A 19,955-nucleotide genomic window follows, 5' to 3' on the forward strand; every position below is an offset into this window, starting at 1 on the left:
CCACTCGATCAGGCTTCGCGAGGAACCAGCTTCAGCGACACCGAATTGATGCAGTAGCGCAGGCCGGTCGGGCGCGGGCCATCCGGGAACACATGGCCCAGGTGCGCTTCGCAACGGGCGCAGCGCACCTCGATACGGTGCATGCCGTGGCTGAAGTCCTCCTTCTCCTCGATCGCACTGCCGTCCACCGGCTGGAAATAGCTCGGCCAGCCACTGCCGGAGTCGTACTTGGCATCGGAGTCGAACAGCGCCGCGCCGCAGCAGGAGCAATGGTAGATGCCCGGCGTCTTGGTGCCGTTGTACTCACCGGTGAAGGGACGTTCGGTGCCCCCCAGGCGACAGACGTGGAACTGGGTTTCGCTCAGCTCTTCACGCCAGGATTCAAGGGGTTTGTCCAGCTTTTCCATGGGTCACCTCGGCTACGGAAAAAAGCCCGACCAGTACCTTTTCCGGTCATCGGGCCGCACGTATCATGCGTGGCTTTAGACGCCAGTCTGGCAGCGGCGTTACAGGCTGCCAAGGCGCAGTTTCCTCAGATCGGGACACGAACCACCATGCAGGTCAGCAAATCGAACAAGCTCGCCAACGTCTGCTACGACATCCGCGGGCCCGTGCTCAAGCACGCCAAACGCCTGGAAGAGGAAGGCCACCGCATCCTCAAGCTGAACATCGGCAACCCGGCGCCGTTCGGTTTCGAAGCCCCCGAGGAAATCCTCCAGGACGTGATCCGCAACCTGCCGACCGCCCAGGGCTACAGCGACTCCAAGGGGCTGTTCAGCGCACGCAAGGCGGTGATGCAGTACTACCAGCAGAAGCAGGTGGACGGCATCGGCATCGAGGACATCTACCTCGGCAACGGCGTGTCCGAGCTGATCGTCATGTGCATGCAGGCGCTGCTCAACAACGGTGACGAGGTGCTGATCCCGGCGCCCGACTACCCGCTGTGGACCGCCGCCGTGAGCCTGGCCGGCGGCAAGCCGGTGCATTACCTGTGCGACGAGCAGGCCGACTGGTTCCCCGACCTCGAAGACATCAAGGCCAAGATCACCCCGAACACCAAGGCCATGGTGATCATCAACCCCAACAACCCCACCGGCGCCGTGTACTCCAGGGAGCTGCTGGAGGGGATGGTCGAACTGGCCCGCCAGCACAACCTGGTGCTGTTCTCCGACGAGATCTACGACAAGATCCTCTACGACGAAGCCGTGCACATCTCCACCGCCTCCCTGGCGCCGGACGTGCTCTGCCTGACCTTCAACGGCCTGTCCAAGTCCTACCGCGTGGCCGGCTTCCGCTCCGGCTGGGTCGCCATCTCCGGGCCCAAGCAGCGCGCGCAGAGCTACATCGAAGGCATCGACATCCTCGCCAACATGCGCCTGTGCGCCAACGTGCCGAGCCAGCACGCCATCCAGACCGCCCTCGGCGGCTACCAGAGCATCAACGACCTGGTCCTGCCCAACGGCCGCCTGCTGGAACAGCGCAACCGCACCTGGGAACTGCTCAACGACATTCCCGGCGTCAGCTGCGTCAAGCCCATGGGCGCGCTCTACGCCTTCCCGCGCATCGACCCGAAGGTCTGCCCCATCGTCAACGACGAGAAGTTCGTCCTCGACCTGCTGCTCTCCGAGAAACTGCTGATCGTCCAGGGCACCGCCTTCAACTGGCCGTGGCCGGACCACTTCCGCGTGGTCACCCTGCCCCGCGTCGACGACCTGGAGCAGGCCATCGGCCGCATCGGCAACTTCCTCAAGTCCTATCGCCAGTAAGGAACGCCAGCATGGGCCAGGCCAGACGCTACCTGCTCACCGGTGCCAGCTCCGGCATCGGCATGGCCCTGGCCCGGCGCCTCGCCAGCCAGGGGTATGACCTAGCCCTCGCCGCACGCCGCGAGGAGACCCTGCAGCAGTTGGCCGAGGAACTGCGCAGCCAGTACGGCCGCACCCTCGTCGTGCTGCCGCTGGACGTCACCGACCATGCCGCGTGCAAGGACGCCGTAGGCCTGGCGCAGAATGCCCTGGGCGGCCTCGACGGGCTGATCGCCAACGCCGGCATTGGCCTGGCGGGCAAGGCCGGCAGCGGCCGCTTCGAGCGCTACCGACAGACCCTGGAGACCAACCTGCTCGGCGCCATCGCCTGCCTGGATGCCGCCACCGAGCTGTTCCGCGAACAGGGCCACGGCCACCTCGTCGCCATCGCTTCGGTGGCCGGCAAGCGCGGGCTGCCCGCCACCGCCGGCTACTCGGCGAGCAAGGCCGGGCTGATCAGCTACATGGAATCGCTGGAGCTGGAGCTGCACCGCAGCCCCATCGACACCACTCTCATCCTGCCCGGCTACATCGACACGCCGATCAACCAGGATGCCGGCCCCCGCCCCTTCCTCATCGGTGTCGAGCGCGGCGCCGAACTGATCGCCCGACACATCGAGAAACGCACTCGCAGCGCCTATGTGCCCGGCTGGCCCTGGGCCCTGATCGGCCGCCTGCTGCCGCTGCTCCCCACCTCACTGATCGCCAGGGCGCTGTGACCATGGACCTGCAGATCGACGATTTCTACAAGGACTGCGCGGCGGGCATGCTGATGCTCTACCAAGCCTTTCCGCGCAAGGTCGCCCTCTATATCGAGGACCTCATCGGCCACGAGGAGCCCGACGAGTTCGGCCTCCCCAGCAAACGCCACCAGGGCTGCCTGGGCGCCCTGATCTGGCTGGCCGAGGAGGGCTACATCCGCTACGAAAGCACCATTCGCTACGAGGCGCTGGACCAGGCCGTACTCAGCGAGAAGGGCTTCCTGCGCCTGTCCCGCACCCTGCCCCATGCCGTGCGCAGCGACGATGAACTGCCCCCCAGCGTACGCCGCGTCCACGCCACCCTCGCCCACCAGCTGCGCGAGGCCCTGGCCAGCCGCAACGGCGAACGCACCGCCCGCCTCACCCGGCTGCTCTTCGTCGGGGCCGGCGGCACGACAGGCGACACAGTTTGAAATAGAGCCCAGGTTGAATAGGCATCTGGCGCACCTTATATAACCCCGCATTACACCGTCTTTCCCTGAGGAGACCGCTTTAACCATGATGCGCATCCTGTTGTTCGTGGCCACCAACCTCGCAGTCCTGGTGATCGCCAGCATCACCCTGAAACTGCTGGGCGTAGACCGCTTCACTGGCCAGAATTACGGCAGCCTGCTGGTGTTCTGTGCCGTATTCGGCTTCGCCGGCTCCCTGGTCTCGCTGTTCATCTCCAAATGGATGGCGAAGATGAGCACCGGCACCGAAATCATCACCCAACCCCGCACCCGCCACGAGCAGTGGCTGCTGCAGACCGTGGAGCAACTTTCCCGCGAAGCCGGCATCAAGATGCCGGAAGTCGGCATCTTCCCCGCCTACGAGGCCAACGCCTTCGCCACCGGCTGGAACCGCAACGACGCCCTGGTCGCCGTGAGCCAGGGCCTGCTGGAGCGCTTCTCGCCCGATGAGGTGAAAGCCGTGCTGGCCCACGAGATCGGCCACGTGGCCAACGGTGACATGGTCACCCTGGCGCTGGTGCAGGGCGTGGTGAACACCTTCGTGATGTTCTTCGCGCGCATCTTCGGCAACTTCGTCGACAAGGTGATCCTGAAGAACGAGGAAGGCCACGGTATCGGTTACTTCGTGGCGACCATCTTCGCCGAACTGGTCCTGGGCATCCTCGCCAGCATCATCGTCATGTGGTTCTCGCGCAAACGCGAATACCGCGCCGACGAAGCCGGTGCCCAACTGGCCGGCACCAACGCCATGATCGGTGCCCTGCAGCGCCTGCGTGCGGAACAGGGCGTGCCGGTGCAGATGCCCGACAGCCTCACCGCCTTCGGCATCAACGGCGGCCTGAAGAACGGCCTCGCCGGCCTGCTGATGAGCCACCCGCCCCTGGAAGACCGCATCGAGGCCCTGCGCCGCCGCGGCTGATTCACGCCCCACGAAAAAGGCGGCCAATCGGCCGCCTTTTTCATGCCCGCAATAAACCGCTAGGACCGGTGCAAGCGGAACACCGGCTCGAACAGCGCGTCCAGCCCACGGGAGGCGAACTTCCAGTTCTTCTCCAGCACGTCCTGGCGCTCCAGCAGCGCCACGCTCCAGAGGGGCTCGAAGCGCTGGCGCACCTCCGCCTCCGACACCGAGAACGGCGGGCCGTCGAGGCGCTGCTGGTCATATTCCAGGGTCACCATCAGCCCTTCGCAGCGAGCCGGGAGAATCGTGCCCAGATGCGCCACATAGCGCTCGCGCATCTCCGGCGGCAGGGCGATGAGCGCGGCGCGGTCGTAGAGCCCGCCACAGTCCGCGACCTCCTGCGCATCCAGGGCGAAGAAATCCCCCTGGAGGATGTCGATGCCGCCCGCGCGGTAACGGCGCAAGGCACCCTCCTCGCTCACCTCGGGCACCAGGCCCTGCTCTTCGAAGAAGTCCGTCACCGCCTTCTCTGCCAGCTCCACACCCAGCACCCGATGGCCCCGTGCAGCCAGCCAGACCAGGTCCAGGCTCTTGCCGCACAGCGGCACCAGCACCCGCGAGCCCTGGGCCAGGCCCAGCGACGACCAATACTGCTGCAGGTAAGGGTTGACCTCATCCAGATGAAAACCGATCTGGTCGTTGGCCCATCTGTCCTGCCAGAAACTCTCGTGCACAATCCACCTGCCGATTCGATAGGAACACTCAAGAATTTATGCTGGATGTCGATACGTCCAGCCCCGAATATGGCGCTCATCCTAACGGAGGAAGTGCCCGATGCTACCCAGTCTTTTCATCTCCCACGGCTCCCCGATGCTCGCCCTCGAACCCGGTGCCAGCGGCCCCGCGCTCGCACGCCTGGCCCGCGAGCTGCCGCGACCGGAAGCGATCCTGGTGGTCTCGGCCCACTGGGAAAGCGAACGCCTGGCGATCAGCGGAGGCACACAGCTGGAAACCTGGCACGACTTCTACGGCTTCCCGCCCGAACTCTACGCAGTGCAGTACCCGGCCCACGGCGCCCCGGCGCTGGCCGCCGATGTGCAGCGACTGCTGCGCGAACACGGCCTGGACGCCGCCATCGACACGCAGCGCCCGATGGACCATGGCGTCTGGGTTCCGCTGTCGCTGATGTACCCCGAGGCGGATATCCCGGTGCTGCAGCTGTCCCTGCCCAGCCGTCTCGGCCCAGCCTTCCAGACCCGCGTCGGTCGCGCACTGGCCGCCCTGCGCGAACGCGGCGTGCTGCTGATCGGCTCCGGCAGCATCACCCACAACCTGGGCGAGCTGAACTGGCGCGCCGGACCGGAGGTGATCACGCCCTGGGCCCTGGAATTCCGCAACTGGATGGTCGAGCGCCTGGAGACTTGCGAGGAGGAAGCCCTGCACGACTACCGCGCCCTGGCACCCCACGCCCGCCGCAGCCACCCCAGCGACGAACACCTGCTGCCGCTGTACTTCGCCCGGGGCGCCGGCGGTGATTTCAAGGTGGAGCACAGCGGCTTCACCCTCGGCGCGCTGGGGATGGATATCTACAGGTTCGGTTGAGGCCCCGGGCGCACCGAGGGCGGCCCTGTAGCTTTGGTCAAGCAGACACCCTCCCCCTGGCTTTTTGGGGATCTCGGCTCATGCAGCCGCCACTAGCTGCGGACGTAGGGTGTGCTGCGCACACCTGGTGCTCGCCGGAAGCACCGTGCGGCGGTGCGCACGGCACACCCTACGGCACGAGCCCATCCTGTCGGGTCCTTAGCTCGAATCGCCACAGACAGAGCCAACCACCCAACCACCGCCCATAAAAAAGCCCCGCTATTGCGGGGCTTTTTCGTCAGGCGCTGATCAGTCTTCGCGATAGCGGCGCAGCTTCAGGGACTTGCCCGCGACGCGGGTGTCCTTGAGCTTGCCCAGCAGGCGATCAAGACCGTCTTCCGGCAACTCGATCAGGCTGAAGGTCTCGCGGATCTGGATGCGACCGATGGCGTCACGTGCCAGGCCACCCTCGTTGAGGATGGCGCCGAGCAGGTTCTTCGCGGCGATGCCGTCGCGAGTTCCCAGCGCGGTGCGGCAACGCACGCGGCCTTCGGTCAGCGGCAGCGGAGCACGACGCTCGCGGTACTCGCTACGCTCACTGCTGCGCTCGCCATCACGCTCGCGACGCTCGCGCGGCTGGGAGGCGCTCGGCACCAGCGGCTGCTCACGCTCGACGTCGGCGAGGTTCAGCGCCTGGCCGTTGGTGGCCTTGCGCAGCAGCGCCGCGGCCAGGGCACGCGGGCTGCAGCCGATGTCGGCGATCAGGCGATCCAGCAATTCGCCATGGCTGGCCTCGGCATCGGCCACCAGGGGCGCGAGGCTGGCGGTCAGCTTCTTGATGCGCGCGTCCAGCACCTGCTGGGCGTTGGGCAGACGGACTTCGGCGACCTTCTGGTTGGTCACGCGCTCGATCACCTGCAGCATGCGACGCTCGCGCGGGGTGACCAGCAGCAGCGCACGACCATCGCGACCGGCACGGCCGGTACGGCCGATACGGTGCACGTAGGACTCGGGGTCGTACGGCATGTCCACGTTCACCACGTGGGTGATGCGCGGCACGTCGATACCACGGGCAGCGACGTCGGTGGCGACGACGATGTCCAGGCGGCCGTCCTTGAGGGACTCGATCACGCGCTCACGCTGGTTCTGGGCGATGTCGCCGTTCAGCGCAGCGGCCTTGTAGCCCTTGGCTTCCAGGGCGGAGGCCAGGTCCAGGGTGGCCTGCTTGGTGCGCACGAAGGCGATCAGGGCGTCGAATTCCTCGACTTCCAGCAGGCGCAGCACGGCACCGACCTTCTGGTCGGCGTGGACCATCAGGTGAGCCTGCTCGATGCGGGCCACGGTCTGGGTCTTGGCGGCGATCTTGACGTGCTGCGGCTCTTTCAGGTGACGCTCGGCGATCGAACGGATCGACGGCGGCAGGGTGGCGGAGAACAGCACGCTCTGACGGCTTTCCGGCAGGGCCTGGAAGATCACTTCCAGGTCGTCCATGAAGCCGAGCTTGAGCATTTCGTCCGCTTCGTCCAGGACCAGTTGCTGCACGGTGGCGAGCATCTGCTCGTCACGGCGCAGGTGGTCGCACAGGCGGCCGGGGGTGGCCACGATCACCTGGGCGCCCTGGCGCAGGGCCTTGAGCTGCGGGCCCATGGGCGCGCCGCCATAGACGGCGACCACGTTCAGGCCGGGCATCTGCTTGGCGTAGGTTTCGAAAGCGGTGGCGACTTGCAGTGCGAGCTCGCGGGTCGGTGCCAGGATCAGCGCCTGCGGCTCGCGTTTGGCCGGATCGATACGGGAGAGGATGGGCAGCGCGAAGGCTGCTGTCTTGCCGGTACCGGTCTGGGCCTGGCCAATCATGTCGTGGCCGGCGAGGATCACCGGAATCGACTGGGCCTGGATGGGAGATGGCTCTTCATAGCCAACAGCCGAGATGGCTGCGAGAACGTTGGGATGAAGTCCGAGCGCGGCGAATCCGCCGATATCCTGGGTCATGGGTCTGCCTCATGTGCATCCGCAAAGACCCAAATCCCAGAGCTGCATATGCCGAAAGACCTTGTGGGTCACCCTGGCAGCCTGGGAGAGAATTTGCGAGTTGCTTATTGATATGGATGTAACGTCAAGGGTAGTCCGCGAAGCGGACGGTGCAGCCGAAGGCGAATGCCTCGAAAAATGCAGTTCCTGAACGGGGCCGGTTATGGCCGGCGCGAATCATACCGGAAAAAGCTGACCGTCGCGCGTGTTTTTCACATGTTCGTCATCAACGCCGCCGGACGGTCATTCCCTCGTGGACAACGACCGACGCCCCGGCTATATCCTCCAAGCCCCCGCCCCTCTACGCCAAAGGACACACCCATGACCCAAGCCACCCCTGGCCGCGTTAGCCGTGAAAAACGCGGCCACGTCCTGCTGCTCGGACTGGACCGTACCGCCAAGCGCAATGCCTTCGACCAGGCGATGCTCGATGACCTGGTCACGGCACTGGGCGAATACGAGCGCGATGACGACGCGCGCTGCGCGCTGGTCTTCGCCCATGGCGAGCACTTCACCGCGGGGCTGGACCTGGCCAACGTCGCCGAGACCTTCAGGAACGGCTGGCAATTGCCGCAGGGCGCGGTCGACCCCTGGGGCACCTTCGGTGGCGAGCGCCTTTCCAAGCCACTGATCCTGGCCGTACAGGGCTACTGCTTCACCATCGGCATCGAGCTGATGCTGGCCGCCGACATCAACCTCTGCGCCAGCAACACCCGTTTCGCGCAAATGGAGGTGCAGCGCGGCATCTTCCCGTTCGCCGGTGCCACCTTGCGCCTGCACCAGGCCGCCGGCTGGGGCAATGCCATGCGCTGGCTGCTCACCGGCGACGAGTTCGACGCCCACGAGGCCTATCGCCTGGGCCTGGTGCAAGAGGTACTGGCCAGTGAAGAGCTGATGCCCCGTGCGCTCTGGCTGGCCGAACGGGTTGCCGCCCAGGCCCCCCTCGGCATCCAGGCCACCCTCGCGTCCGCGCGCCAGACGGTGAGCGAAGGCGAAGAGGCGGCCGCCCGCAACCTGTCGGTGGTCGCCAAGCGCCTGCTGGGCTCCGAAGATGCCCAGGAAGGCGTCCGGGCGATGCTCGAACGCCGCCCGGGCGAGTTCAAGGGGCGCTGAAGCTGTCGGGAATCACGCTGGTGCTGCTGCCGGGCATGGACGGCAGCGGCAAGCTGTTCGCTCCCCTGATCCACGCACTGGGCAACGACCTGCACACGCAGGTCGTGCGCTATCCGCCGGAGCAACCACTGGGCTATGCGCCATTGATGGAGCAAGTCCGGCAGCAACTGCCCGTTGGCAGGCCGTTCATCCTGCTCGGCGAATCCTTCTCCGGGCCCATCGCCGTCAGCCTCGCGGCCGAACGCCCCGCCGGGCTGCTGGGCCTGGTGCTCTGCTGCACCTTCGTCCGCAACCCTCGCCCGGGCCTCGCGTGGTTGAGCGGCCTGCTGCCGCTTGTGTCTCCCCGGCTGGCTCCCCGCGCCCTGTTGAGCCGGTTGCTGCTGGGCCGGTTCGCCACCCCGGCCCTTGACCAGGCACTGGCCGACGCACTGGCGCCGTTGCCATCGGCGACCCTGCAGGCCCGGCTGCGCGCGGTGCTGGATGTGGATGCCGCCGGGCAGCTGCAGCGAATCCAGGTGCCGCTGCTGTACCTGCAGGCGGCGGAGGATCGGCTGGTGCCAGCGGATGCTGTCCGGCTCATCGAAGGGTATCCAGGGGACTTTCGCTGCCTGCGGCTGGAGGCCCCGCACGGCCTGCTGCAAGCCAGGCCGCACGAAGCCGCCCAGGCACTGGAAGGTTTCGCGAAGACGGTCGAGATCGACCCGGGCGATCAGGTCGCCGGGCGCAGCACATCCAGCAGGGGTTGCAGCGAGTAGCCCAGGCGCGGCGCCAAGGCGTCGCAGCGGGCGGCCAGGGCCTCGATGTCCAGCGTCTGCTCGAGATCGGCGGGGACGATGAGGATGACGTTGCCCTCCTTCACCGGGCACTCCCAGTAATGCCGGTGGTACAACCCGCGCAGCAGGGCAGCGCCCAGCGGACGACCGTCGTTGCCGGCCCACTGGTTGATCACCAGCCAGCCACCGGGGTTGAGGCGCTTCTGGCAGTTTTCCAGGAAGCGCCAGGCGAGGTGGCCGACGCCGGGGCCGGTGTCGGTGTAGAGATCGACGAAGATCAGGTCGGCGGTCTCGGCGCTGTCCAGCAAATCCAGGGCATCGCCGATGCGCACCGTGAGGCGCGGGTCGTCGTCGAGGCCGAGGTATTCCATGGCCAGGCGCGGCACCTCGGGACGCAGCTCGACCACTTCCACATCGTCCAGCGGCAGGAACTTCATGCACGCCTGGGTCAGGGTGCCGGCTCCCAGGCCGAGGAACAGTGCGCTCTCCGGGTACTCGTGGCACAGCGCGCCCAGCAGCATGGCACGGGTGTAGTCGTACTCCAGCCAGGAAGGATCGGCCGTGAAGACGCAGCTCTGCTCCACCGCCTCGCCGAATTCGAGAAACCGGTACTCACCCACTTCCAGCACGCGGATGACGCCGAACTCGTCATGCACCTCCGCCAGCAAACGCTCCTCGCGCATCACCACTCCCCAATCCGCCCCCGTGACATTTCGCACCAGGAGCACGCCACAAAGGCGCCGTTTGCCATTGAAGCGAGGTGCCCTCACCTCGCCATAATCCGGGCACGCCGCAGGACCCGCCAGCCGCTGCCCGAAAAAACCCGAGAAGAATAACAGCCAAGAGGTGCATCCCACTCATGTACGCCATCATCGGCGCCGGCCCCATGGGCCTTTGCGCGGCCCGCCAGTTGCAGAAGCATGGAATCCCCTTCGTCGGCTTCGAATTGCACGATGACGTGGGCGGGCTCTGGGACATCGACAACCCCCACAGCACCATGTACGAGTCCGCGCACCTGATCTCCTCCAAGCGCACCACCGAGTTCAGCGAATTCCCGATGGCCGACGACGTGGCGCCCTACCCGCACCACAGCGAGATGCGTCGCTACTTCCGCGATTACGCCGGGCATTTCGGCCTGCGCGAGCACTACCAGTTCGGTACCCGCGTCCAGTCGCTGGAGCGCCAGGACAAGGGCTGGAAGCTCACCAGCGAGCGCAACGGCGAACGCCGCGAATGGCAGGTGGATGGCGTGCTCATCGCCAACGGCACCCTGCATGCGCCCAACCAGCCGGAGCTGCCCGGCCGCTTCGACGGCGAGCTGCTGCATTCGGCCGACTACCGCTCCCCGGCGCTGTTCGAGGGCAAGCGCGTGCTGGTGATCGGCTGCGGCAACTCGGCCTGCGACATCGCCGTCGATGCCGTGCACCGCGCCCGCTCGGTCGACATCTCGGTACGCCGTGGCTACTACTTCCTGCCCAAGTTCCTCCTCGGCCGCCCCATCGACACCTTCGGCGGCGCGGTGAAGCTGCCACGCCCGCTCAAGCAGCGCATCGACGGCGCCCTGATCCGCGCCCTCATCGGCAAGCCCTCCGACTACGGCCTGCCCGACCCGGACTACCGCCTCTACGAATCCCACCCGGTGGTGAACTCCCTGGTGCTGCACCACCTCGGCCACGGGGACATCAGGGCGCGGCCCGACCTGGCCAGCGTCGAAGGCCGCCAGGTGGTGTTCTGCGACGGCAGCCGGGCGGACTACGACCTCATCCTCCAGGCCACGGGCTACAAGCTGGACTACCCCTTCATCGCCCGCGAGGAGCTGAACTGGCCCGAGCGCGCCGGGGCCCCGCAGCTGTACCTGAACATCTTCCATCCGCAGTACGACGACCTGTTCATGATGGGCATGGTGGAAGCGTCGGGCCTCGGCTGGCAGGGCCGCGCCGAGCAGGCCGAGCTGGTGGCGCTGTTCATCCGCCAGTGCCGGGCCGGCAGCGCCTCGGCCGCAGGCTTGCGTCGCCTCAAGGCCGAGCGCGCCGGGCAGCGCCTGGATGGCGGCTACGCCTACCTGGAGCTGGAGCGCATGGCCTACTACGTGCACAAGGACAGCTACCGCAGCCGCGTGAAGCGGCATATCGACGAGCTGCGCCGCGACCTGCGCGAACAGCCCGCCGACGCCCCCGCGCTGGCCTGAGGTGGCCGGCGATGCCTGGCTCTGGCTGGGCCTGTTCATCCTCTTCGCCTATGGCCTGGAAGCCGTCACCGGCTTCGGCAGCACGGTGGTCGCCCTGTCCCTCGGCGCCCTGCTGCTGCCGATCGACCGGTTGCTGCCGGTGCTGGTGCCGCTGAACCTGCTGATGAGCGGCTACCTCGCCTGGCGCTACCGGCACCTGGCGGACTGGCCGCTGCTGCTGGGCGGCATCCTGCCGGCCATGCTCGTCGGCACCCTGCTCGGCTACGCCCTGCTGCCCTGGCTCGATGGCGGCGCGCTGAAGCGGGGCTTCGGCGTGCTGATCCTCGGGTTCGCCCTGCGCGAGCTGTGGCGGCAGAGGCACGAGCGTCCCCGGGGCCGCACGCCCCTCTGGATGACCCGCCTGCAGATCGGCGCCGGCGGCCTCTGCCACGGCCTGTTCGCCTCGGGTGGCCCGTTGCTGGTCTACGCGCTGGCCGCGACACCCCTGGGCAAGGCGCGCCTGCGGGCCACCCTCGCCTGCGTCTGGCTCGGCCTCAACGGCCTGCTCAGCCTGGCCTTCCTGGTGGACGGCCGCCTGGTGCCCGCCCTGCCCCACCTGGCGCTCTACCTGCCGCTGCTGGCCATCGGCGTGCTGGCGGGCGAGTGGCTGCACCACCGCGTGGCCGAACGGTACTTCCGCACCGCCATCCACCTCTTGCTGTGCCTCTGCGGCGTGCTGCTCGCCTGGCGTGCCTGAAGCGCTGGCAGCGCGAGGCCTTTCGGTTACCATGCGCCATCCGCCACACAGCCCTGATCGAGACCCTGATGAGCAACTTGTCGTCCAGCGCAGACTGGAGCCCGGAAAGCTGGAGAACCAAGCCGATCCTGCAACAGCCGACCTACCCGGACGCCGCGCGCCTGGCCCAGGTCGAGCAGACCCTGGCCAGCTACCCGCCCCTGGTGTTCGCCGGCGAGGCACGCGAGCTGCGCCGCCAGTTCAGCGAAGTCACCGAAGGCCGCGCCTTCCTCCTCCAAGGGGGCGATTGCGCGGAGAGCTTCGCCGAGTTCTCCGCCGCGAAGATCCGCGACACCTTCAAGGTGCTGCTGCAGATGGCCATCGTCATGACCTTCGCCGCCGGCTGCCCGGTGGTGAAGGTGGGGCGCATGGCCGGCCAGTTCGCCAAGCCGCGCTCGGCCGATGACGAGACCATCGGCGGCGTCACCCTGCCCGCCTACCGGGGCGACATCGTCAACGGCATCGGCTTCGACGCCGCCAGCCGCGCACCGGACCCGGAGCGCCTGCTGCAGGCCTACCACCAGTCCACCGCCAGCCTCAACCTGCTGCGCGCCTTCGCTCAGGGCGGCTTCGCCGACGTGCACCAGGTGCACCAGTGGAACCTCGACTTCATCGCCAACTCGGCGCTGACGGAGAAGTACAGCCAGCTCGCCGACCGCATCGACGAGACCCTGGCCTTCATGCGCGCCTGCGGCCTGGACAGCGCCCCGCAACTGCGCGAGGCGAGCTTCTTCACCGCCCACGAAGCGCTGCTGCTGAACTACGAACAGGCCTTCGTGCGCCGCGACAGCCTCACCGGCGGCTGGTACGACTGCTCCGCCCACATGCTCTGGATCGGCGACCGCACCCGCCAGCTGGACGGCGCCCACGTCGAGTTCCTGCGCGGCGTCGGCAACCCCATCGGCGTCAAGGTCGGCCCGAGCATGCCGAGCGAAGACCTGATCCGCCTGATCGACATCCTCAACCCGGACAACGACCCGGGCCGACTCAACCTCATCGTGCGCATGGGGGCCGAGAAGGTCGGCGAGCACCTGCCGCGGCTGATCCGCACCGTGCAGGCCGAAGGCCGCAAGGTGCTGTGGAGCTCGGACCCGATGCACGGCAACACCATCAAGGCCTCCAGCGGCTACAAGACCCGCGACTTCGCCATCATCCTTTCCGAGGTGAAGCAGTTCTTCCAGGTGCACCAGGCCGAGGGCAGCCATGCCGGCGGCATCCACATCGAGATGACCGGGCAGAACGTCACCGAATGCATCGGCGGCGCCCGTCCGATCACCGAGGACGGCCTCTCCGACCGCTACCACACCCACTGCGACCCGCGCCTGAACGCCGACCAGTCGCTGGAGCTGGCCTTCCTCATCGCCGAGACGCTGAAACAGGTCCGCCGCTGACGACAAGCCTTCAGAAACGACGAAGCCCCGCACATGCGGGGCTTCGTGTTTTCAGCGGGCTCAGGCGGCGACGAACAGCTCGCCGATGCGCTGCTGGGCGCCCTTGATGGCGTTGGCGCGGGGGTCTTCACCGTAGGCCAGGCCTTCGGCACGGACGATCTCGATGTCGGTGATGCCGAGGAAGTTCAGCACCTGCACCAGGTAGGCCTCATGGGCCTGGCCGCTGGGCTGGCCGGCATGGATGCCACCGGCGGTGGAGACGATCACCACCTTCTTGCCACCGGCGAGGCCCTTGGGGCCGTTCTCGTCATAGGCGAAGGTCTTGCCGGCGACGGCGATGCGGTCGATCCAGGCCTTGAGCTGGGTCGGCACGGTGAAGTTGTACATCGGCGCACCGATGACGATGGCGTCGGCGGCGAGGAATTCGGCGAGGGTTTCCTCGGCCAGCTTCACCTCGGCCTTCTGCGCAGCGTCGCGCAGTTCCGCCGGGGTCCCGCCGGCCACCAGGCTGGCAGCGGAAAGGTGGGCGTAGGCGTCGGTGGCGAGGTCACGGTAGCTGAGCTGGACGCCGGCATGGGCGGCCTGCCAGGCCTGCACCACGGCGCGGCTCAGTTGGCGGGAGGCGGAGGCGTCGCCGAGGATGCTGGAATCGAGGTGCAGAAGTTTCATGGGTATCCCCTGATCTGGCGATCACCGGATGTGATCGAAGTGGGGAGAATCCTATCCACGAAGCGAAAGCCTTATTAGTCGGCAAAAATGCGATGCACCGTCCCATCCATGAGACGAAACGGCGCCTCAGCGCGATGAGGTCTGCAGGTCGCTCAGGGTCTGGGTGAAGAAGCGCACCGCCTCGGCGTTCAGCTCGCGGTGGATGGCGACCCGGTCGACACCCTCGGCGTCCTGGCACAGCTGCGGCAGCATGGCGTCCATCTCGGCCGAGCACGGCGCCATGAACACGAAGTGCCCCGCCCCTGGAAGCAGGCGGAAATCCGGCGGGTTCGGCAGCCTGCGCTGCAGGGCGCCGGCGTTCTGCTCCAGCTGCAGGGTGCGGTCGTCGTCGCCGGAATAGAGCAGCACCGGCACCTGCACCGGCTCCAGTTCCTTGCGGCCGAACATCAGGCCCAGCGGCGCCATCAGCATCAGCGCTCTGACCCGTGAATCGGCGATGGCTTCAAGGTCGTCGCGGTCGGAGATCAGTTCGCCGGCATGCCCGCAGGCGTCGCTGTCTTCGGGCCACTGCCGGCAGTAGGCGCGCAGGCGTTCGGGCTCGGGCTGCGCGCCGGCGAGGATCAGCGCCGTCTCGCCACCGGCCGAGTAGCCGATCACCCCGACCCGCTCGGTATCCAGGCTGCCGGCCAGCACCGGGTCCTGCTCGGCGGCGTCGATGGCGGCGGTCAGCTGCAGCGGGCGCCCGTAGAGGTTGCTCAGGGTGCCGCTGCGGCTCTGGTCCTTGTAGTTGTCACCGGTGTGCAGCACCGCCAGCACGACGAACCCACGCCGCGCCAGTGCGGTGGCCAGGTCGTGGTGGGCCAGGGGCGAGCCGCCGTTGCCGTGCGACAGCAGCACCAGCGGGAAACGGCCGCCGGCGATGGGGGCATCCAGGCCGGCGTCGACCTGGTATAGGCCGAGCTCGGTAAGCGTGGGCTCACCCGCTGCCGGGTAGAAGGCGACCGCGCTCATCTCGCGCTGCTCGTCCACCGGATCGGTGAGGACCAGGCGATGCACGCCGACCGCCTGTGCGCCGAATACGGGGAGCGCCACCAGCAGCGACGCCAGGGCCAGTACTGCAGAAAGACGAACCAACATGGTGCTCACCTTCCGTTCCAGGTTCAGGAATCGGGCGTGCCTGCCATCAATTGCGCCTTGCTTCGTTCCTTGAGCCGGCAACGCCGACGGACCACTCCGCCGGCGCTACTCGCGTTGCATGGATCGCGCCACAGGCGCGTGGCGCGGGGGCAGCCGTCAGATGCCGCCGAGGAAATCCATCTTGCCGATCTTCACGCCGTTGTGGCGCAGGATGTTGTAGGCGGTGGTGAGGTGGAAATAGAAATTCGGCAGGGAGAAATTGAGCAGGAAGTCCTGCCCGGTGAAGCTGATCTCGTTGCCGCGCATCTTCAGCACCACGGTGCGCGCCGCACTGCCCTCGAGCTGCTCCGGGCGGATCTCGCGGATGAGGCCAAGGGTGCGCGCGATGCGCTCCTGCAATTCCGGGAAGCTCGCCTCGGTATCGGCGAAGGACGGCACTTCCAGCTGCGCGAGGCGGGCCGCGCAGCCTTTCGCCGAGTCGGTGGCGATCTGTACCTGGCGCGCCAGGGGGAACATGTCCGGCGCCAGGCGCGCGGAGATGAATACCCCCGGATCGATGCCTTGCGCCTCGGCATGGGCGGCAGCTTTTTCGAGGATGGCGGAGAGGTTGCCGAGCATGCGGGTGAAGACCGGGATGGAAGCCTCGTACATGGACAAGGACATGGGTGCTGACTCCGTGATGGCAGGGGACCGGCCGGGCGAAGTGCCGGCGACGCTCCACGATACACCCGCGGTGGGCGCCGTGTGCAGCCGCGCGCGATTGTCCCGTCGATGAAATCCGTGGCGCGCGATTCCCCGCCGATGCCATAGTTCGTCCCTTCCACAGGACGACATTCATGCAAGACCTCAACGACCTCTTCTACTTCGCCAAAGTCGTCGAGCACGGCGGCTTCGCTGCGGCCGGACGCCTGCTGGGCATCCCCAAGTCGCGCCTGTCCCGGCGCATCGCCGAGCTGGAAACCCGCCTCGGCGCCCGCCTGCTGCAGCGCACCACACGCAAGCTGGCACTGACCGATGTCGGCGAACGCTACCTGCGCCATTGCCAGGCGATGCTGCTGGAGGCCGAGCAGGCCGACGAAGCCGTGGCTTCGCTGACCAGCGAACCGCGCGGGCGCATCCGCGTGTCCTGCCCCACCGAGGTGGCGCGCATGCGCCTGCGCCATGTGTTCCCCAGTTTCCTCCAGCGCTACCCGCAGGTGCAGCTGGAAGTGATGCTGAGCAACCGCCGCATCGACCTGGTCAACGAAGGCGTCGACGTGGCGCTGCGGGTACGTGAACAGGACGACGAGGACCCCTCGCTGATCTGCCGCCAGCTGAGCCCCGCCCGCGCCATGCTGGTATGCGCGCCAAGCCTGCTCGAGGGCGTGACCCTGAATGGCCCGGATGACCTGCACCGGTTGCCGGCGCTCGGCGCCCTGGAGACCGATCGCCGCCTGCACTACCTGCTGCGCGACAGCCGCGGCAATCGACGTGACATCGTCCTGGAAGCGCGCCTGAGCATCGAGGACTTCGAGATCCGCAAGCTCGCCGCGCTGCAGGGCCTGGGCATGACCATGCTGCCGCAGATGAACTGCCAGCAGGAGCTGGAAGCCGGCACCCTGGTGCGCCTGCTGCCGGGCTGGGAACTGCCGGGCGGCAACCTGCAGGCGGTCTATACCCATAGACGCGGCATGCTGCCGGCCGTGCGCGCCTGGATCGAGCACCTGACCGAGGCCTGCCAGGCAGAGGGGCTGCTGCCGATCTGAAGCCCGCGCTCGAGAGAGGAAGACAGATAGTTAGCTAGCTTTCTTCCACCTCCAGGCTGCGCGATGATGGCGCCTCTCCCAGCCCCACCCGGACAAGCCCCCATGAGTGCCGCCGAGCAGTCTGCGACCACCGTCACCTTGCAGATCGTCTCCATCGTCTTCTTCACCTTCATCAGCTTCCTCTGCATCGGCCTGCCGCTGGCCGTGCTCCCGGGTTACGTGCACAACGACCTCGGCTACGGCTCGGTGCTGGCGGGCATCGTCATCAGCACCCAGTACGCCTCCACCCTGCTCTCCCGGCCCGTGTCCGGCGCCGTGGCCGACCGCCAGGGGCCCAAGCGCGCCGTGCTCTACGGACTCGCCGGCTGTGCGCTGAGTGGCGTGCTGACCCTGGCCTCCACCTCGCTGCAGCAGTTCCCCACCCTGAGCATGGCGCTGCTGCTGGCCGGGCGCGTCGCCCTCGGCGTGGCCCAGGGCCTGGTGGGCACCGGCTCCATCAGCTGGGGCATCGGGCGGGTCGGTGCCGAGAACACGGCGCGGGTCATCTCCTGGAATGGCATCGCCTCCTATGGCGCCGTGGCCCTGGGCGCGCCACTGGGGGTGCTGATGGTGGGGGGCATGGGGCTATGGAGCATGGGCGCGCTGATCGCCCTGCTCGGGCTCGGCGCCCTGGCACTGGCCTGGAACAAGGAAGCCGCCCCCATCGTCCAGGGCGTGCGCCTGCCATTTCGCAACGTCTTCCTGCGCATCGCCCCCAACGGCACGGCGCTGGCCCTGGGCTCCATCGGCTTCGGCACCCTGGCCACCTTCGTCACTCTCTACTACGCCAGCCGCGGCTGGGACGGCGCCGCCTGGTGCCTGACCGCCTTCGGCTGCGCCTTCATCGGTGCGCGGCTGCTGTTCGCCGGTGCCATCAACAGCCGTGGCGGCTACCGGGTGGCCATCGCCTGCCTGGGCATCGAAAGCCTCGGCCTGCTCCTGCTGTGGCTCGCCCCGCAACCCTGGCTGACCCTCTGCGGGGCGGCGCTGACCGGCTTCGGCCTGTCGCTGGTGTACCCGGCGCTGGGCGTCGAGGCCATCTCGCGCATTCCCGCCTCCAGCCGCAGCTCGGCCCTGGGCGCCTACGCGGTGTTCTTCGACCTCGCGCTGGGCATCGCCGGGCCGCTGATGGGGGTCATCGCCACGGGGTTCGGCTTCGGCGCCATCTTCATGGTTGCCGCCGGCATGGCCCTGGCAGGTATGCTGCTCGGCCTCTACCTGCTGCGCGTCGACGAACGTGGCGCGCCGGATCGCCTCTCCTGAAGGAACGCCCATGACTGCCGATGAAATAGCCGCCTTCTGCCTGCAACTGCCGGGCGCCCGTGAAGACCTCAAGTGGGGCAGCAACCGGGTGTTCTCGGTGGCCGAGAACAAGATGTTCGCGATCCTCGACTTCCTCGGCAGCGACCTGGCCTTCAAGGTGGACGCCGACCTGTTCCTCGGCTACGTCGACCGCCCCGGCATCCGTCCGGCCCCCTACCTCGCCCGCGCCCACTGGGTGACCCTGGCCATGCCGCCTTCGGTGGGCGATGAAGAGCTGCGCGCAGCGCTGACTCGCTCTCACCAACTGGTGGTCGCAAAACTGCCGAAGTACAAGCGCGCCGGCCTGCTGCTGGACTGATCCCCCGGCTGCGACAATCGGCCCGCTGCGCAGGCGACGCAGCCGTTCTATCGTCCGCGTTCAACTCATAACAAGGACGTCACCATGCTTGCGCGCCTGTCCGCTCTCCTCGCCCTGGTCGCCTTCGGCGGCTATACCCTCCATGTCATGTCCATCAGCGAACAACCGCTGCTTGAGTTCGGCGCCCAGTTGATGAGCCGCCCGGATACGGCACAGGTGGTGATCGATCTCTACCTCGCCTGCGGCCTGATCGGCATCTGGATGTACCAGGACAACCGCCGCCAGGGACGCGGGCTGCTCTACCTGCTGCCCTTCTACCTGGTGACGGCCGTGTTCGCGTCCATCGGCCCGCTGCTCTACCTGGTGCTGCGCCGCCCCACCGCCAAGGAGTGAAGGATGAAGGCCACTGCGCTGTGGCAGCACATCTGGAACGACCAGGCCCCGGCCAGGGGGCTCGAACAGCTGCGCCTGGACGGAAGGCAGGCGGACGCCTCGATGCTGGCCTTCGATGAAGGGGGCGAGCCCTATCGCCTGGTCTATCGGATGGATTTCGACGAGCGCTGGCGACCCAGGCGCTGCCACATCCGCGTCGAAGGCGGGTTCGGCGTGCGCGAGCTGCACCTGCGCCGCAATCCCCGCAACGAATGGCGCGACGGGCCAGGCAATCGCCTGCGAACGCTGGACGGTTGCCAGGACCTCGACCTCTGGCCGACGCCCTTCACCAACAGCCCGGCCGCCTGGCGTCTCGGCCTGGCGCACGATCAGCGCGAGGAAATCGCCGTCGTCTTCATCGAGGCGCCCACGCTCGAAGTGCGCGTGATGCATCAGGCCTACACCCGCCTGGACGCACGCCACCTGCTGTACCAGAACCTGGACGGCAGTGGCTTCCATGCAGTGCTCAGGCTGGCTGCCGACGGCCTGGTGGAGGACTACCCCGGGCTGTTCCAACGCCTGCACCGAGCGCCTCCCTGCTGAG

General features: G+C 67.5%; 22 protein-coding genes. 15 read left to right on the plus strand and 7 right to left on the minus strand.

All coding sequences use genetic code 11. The annotated features are described in order from the left end of the window. Positions 1–8: 8 nt before the first annotated feature. Complete coding sequence (msrB, locus tag DMX10_RS06720) at positions 9–407, minus strand: peptide-methionine (R)-S-oxide reductase MsrB (RefSeq protein WP_111260367.1); 399 nt, start codon at positions 405–407, stop codon at positions 9–11. Positions 408–554: 147 nt separating this feature from the next. On the opposite strand from msrB, the gene DMX10_RS06725 reads away from it, so the two are divergent. The 4 genes from DMX10_RS06725 to htpX all read left to right on the plus strand — a co-directional run bounded on the left by DMX10_RS06725 (position 555) and on the right by htpX (position 3,937). Further along, positions 555–1,766, plus strand: a complete 1,212-nt coding sequence (locus DMX10_RS06725) for a pyridoxal phosphate-dependent aminotransferase (RefSeq protein ID WP_111260368.1) — start codon at positions 555–557, stop codon at positions 1,764–1,766. A gap of 11 nt (positions 1,767–1,777) precedes the next feature. Further along, positions 1,778–2,524 carry an SDR family NAD(P)-dependent oxidoreductase gene (locus DMX10_RS06730; protein ID WP_111260369.1) on the plus strand — a complete coding sequence of 249 codons (747 nt, stop codon included), beginning with the start codon at positions 1,778–1,780 and terminating at the stop codon, positions 2,522–2,524. Positions 2,525–2,526: 2 nt separating this feature from the next. Continuing rightward, positions 2,527–2,979, plus strand: coding sequence for a hypothetical protein (locus DMX10_RS06735; RefSeq protein WP_111260370.1), 453 nt, complete (start codon positions 2,527–2,529; stop codon positions 2,977–2,979). Positions 2,980–3,064: 85 nt separating this feature from the next. Beyond that, complete coding sequence (gene htpX / locus DMX10_RS06740) at positions 3,065–3,937, plus strand: protease HtpX (protein ID WP_021217366.1); 873 nt, start codon at positions 3,065–3,067, stop codon at positions 3,935–3,937. A gap of 59 nt (positions 3,938–3,996) precedes the next feature. Here the strand turns inward: htpX and DMX10_RS06745 are convergent, their stop codons facing one another. Continuing rightward, positions 3,997–4,653, minus strand: coding sequence for a thiopurine S-methyltransferase (locus tag DMX10_RS06745; protein WP_111260371.1), 657 nt, complete (start codon positions 4,651–4,653; stop codon positions 3,997–3,999). 100 nt (positions 4,654–4,753) lie between these two features. Between DMX10_RS06745 and DMX10_RS06750 the strand changes: the two genes are divergently transcribed. Continuing rightward, complete coding sequence (locus tag DMX10_RS06750; protein ID WP_111260372.1) at positions 4,754–5,521, plus strand: class III extradiol ring-cleavage dioxygenase; 768 nt, start codon at positions 4,754–4,756, stop codon at positions 5,519–5,521. 288 nt (positions 5,522–5,809) lie between these two features. Here the strand turns inward: DMX10_RS06750 and DMX10_RS06755 are convergent, their stop codons facing one another. After that, on the minus strand, positions 5,810–7,489 hold the full coding sequence (locus tag DMX10_RS06755; RefSeq protein ID WP_111260373.1) for a DEAD/DEAH box helicase: 1,680 nt from the start codon (positions 7,487–7,489) through the stop codon (positions 5,810–5,812). 360 nt (positions 7,490–7,849) lie between these two features. Here DMX10_RS06755 and DMX10_RS06760 point away from each other — a divergent pair, with 360 nt between their 5' ends. Both DMX10_RS06760 and DMX10_RS06765 read left to right on the plus strand, forming a co-directional pair. Further along, entirely contained in the window at positions 7,850–8,641 is a 792-nt protein-coding gene (locus DMX10_RS06760; RefSeq protein ID WP_111260374.1) for a crotonase/enoyl-CoA hydratase family protein, read from the plus strand. A gap of 20 nt (positions 8,642–8,661) precedes the next feature. After that, entirely contained in the window at positions 8,662–9,396 is a 735-nt protein-coding gene (locus DMX10_RS06765; protein WP_236204983.1) for an alpha/beta fold hydrolase, read from the plus strand. Here DMX10_RS06765 and DMX10_RS06770 read toward each other — a convergent pair. Then, on the minus strand, positions 9,351–10,097 hold the full coding sequence (locus tag DMX10_RS06770) for a spermidine synthase (protein WP_111260375.1): 747 nt from the start codon (positions 10,095–10,097) through the stop codon (positions 9,351–9,353). The genes DMX10_RS06765 and DMX10_RS06770 overlap by 46 nt on opposite strands. Before the next feature lie 176 nt (positions 10,098–10,273). On the opposite strand from DMX10_RS06770, the gene DMX10_RS06775 reads away from it, so the two are divergent. From DMX10_RS06775 to DMX10_RS06785, 3 genes are all read left to right on the plus strand, one after another. After that, positions 10,274–11,602, plus strand: coding sequence for an NAD(P)/FAD-dependent oxidoreductase (locus DMX10_RS06775; protein ID WP_111260376.1), 1,329 nt, complete (start codon positions 10,274–10,276; stop codon positions 11,600–11,602). A 1-nt stretch (position 11,603) separates the two neighbouring features. Further along, positions 11,604–12,338 carry a sulfite exporter TauE/SafE family protein gene (locus DMX10_RS06780; RefSeq protein ID WP_111260377.1) on the plus strand — a complete coding sequence of 245 codons (735 nt, stop codon included), beginning with the start codon at positions 11,604–11,606 and terminating at the stop codon, positions 12,336–12,338. Positions 12,339–12,406: 68 nt separating this feature from the next. Beyond that, a complete protein-coding gene (locus DMX10_RS06785) occupies positions 12,407–13,768 on the plus strand; it encodes a class II 3-deoxy-7-phosphoheptulonate synthase (protein ID WP_111260378.1) in 1,362 nt (453 codons plus the stop codon). Positions 13,769–13,828: 60 nt separating this feature from the next. Here DMX10_RS06785 and DMX10_RS06790 read toward each other — a convergent pair whose 3' ends face one another. From DMX10_RS06790 to DMX10_RS06800, 3 genes are all read right to left on the minus strand, one after another. Then, entirely contained in the window at positions 13,829–14,437 is a 609-nt protein-coding gene (locus tag DMX10_RS06790; protein ID WP_111260379.1) for an FMN-dependent NADH-azoreductase, read from the minus strand. Positions 14,438–14,563: 126 nt separating this feature from the next. Further along, on the minus strand, positions 14,564–15,571 hold the full coding sequence (locus DMX10_RS06795) for an alpha/beta hydrolase family protein (RefSeq protein WP_371921680.1): 1,008 nt from the start codon (positions 15,569–15,571) through the stop codon (positions 14,564–14,566). Between the two features lie 159 nt (positions 15,572–15,730). Then, the gene (locus DMX10_RS06800) at positions 15,731–16,237 is read right to left on the minus strand and encodes a DUF1993 family protein (protein ID WP_111260380.1); all 507 of its coding nucleotides are present in this window, start codon (positions 16,235–16,237) and stop codon (positions 15,731–15,733) included. A gap of 173 nt (positions 16,238–16,410) precedes the next feature. Here DMX10_RS06800 and DMX10_RS06805 point away from each other — a divergent pair, with 173 nt between their 5' ends. From DMX10_RS06805 to DMX10_RS06825, 5 genes are all read left to right on the plus strand, one after another. Beyond that, positions 16,411–17,319, plus strand: coding sequence for a LysR substrate-binding domain-containing protein (locus DMX10_RS06805; RefSeq protein ID WP_111260381.1), 909 nt, complete (start codon positions 16,411–16,413; stop codon positions 17,317–17,319). A gap of 102 nt (positions 17,320–17,421) precedes the next feature. Beyond that, positions 17,422–18,621 carry an MFS transporter gene (locus DMX10_RS06810; RefSeq protein ID WP_111260382.1) on the plus strand — a complete coding sequence of 400 codons (1,200 nt, stop codon included), beginning with the start codon at positions 17,422–17,424 and terminating at the stop codon, positions 18,619–18,621. Between the two features lie 10 nt (positions 18,622–18,631). Then, positions 18,632–18,979, plus strand: coding sequence for an MmcQ/YjbR family DNA-binding protein (locus DMX10_RS06815; protein ID WP_111260383.1), 348 nt, complete (start codon positions 18,632–18,634; stop codon positions 18,977–18,979). Between the two features lie 84 nt (positions 18,980–19,063). After that, entirely contained in the window at positions 19,064–19,372 is a 309-nt protein-coding gene (locus tag DMX10_RS06820) for a DUF2834 domain-containing protein (protein WP_111260384.1), read from the plus strand. Positions 19,373–19,375: 3 nt separating this feature from the next. Beyond that, positions 19,376–19,954 (plus strand): putative glycolipid-binding domain-containing protein, encoded by a 579-nt coding sequence (locus DMX10_RS06825; RefSeq protein WP_111260385.1) that lies wholly within the window; start codon positions 19,376–19,378, stop codon positions 19,952–19,954. Position 19,955: the final 1 nt, after the last annotated feature.

Origin of the sequence: Pseudomonas sp. 57B-090624 (genome assembly GCF_003234055.1) — a bacterium.
GTDB classification, from domain to species: Bacteria; Pseudomonadota; Gammaproteobacteria; order Pseudomonadales; family Pseudomonadaceae; genus Metapseudomonas; species Metapseudomonas tohonis.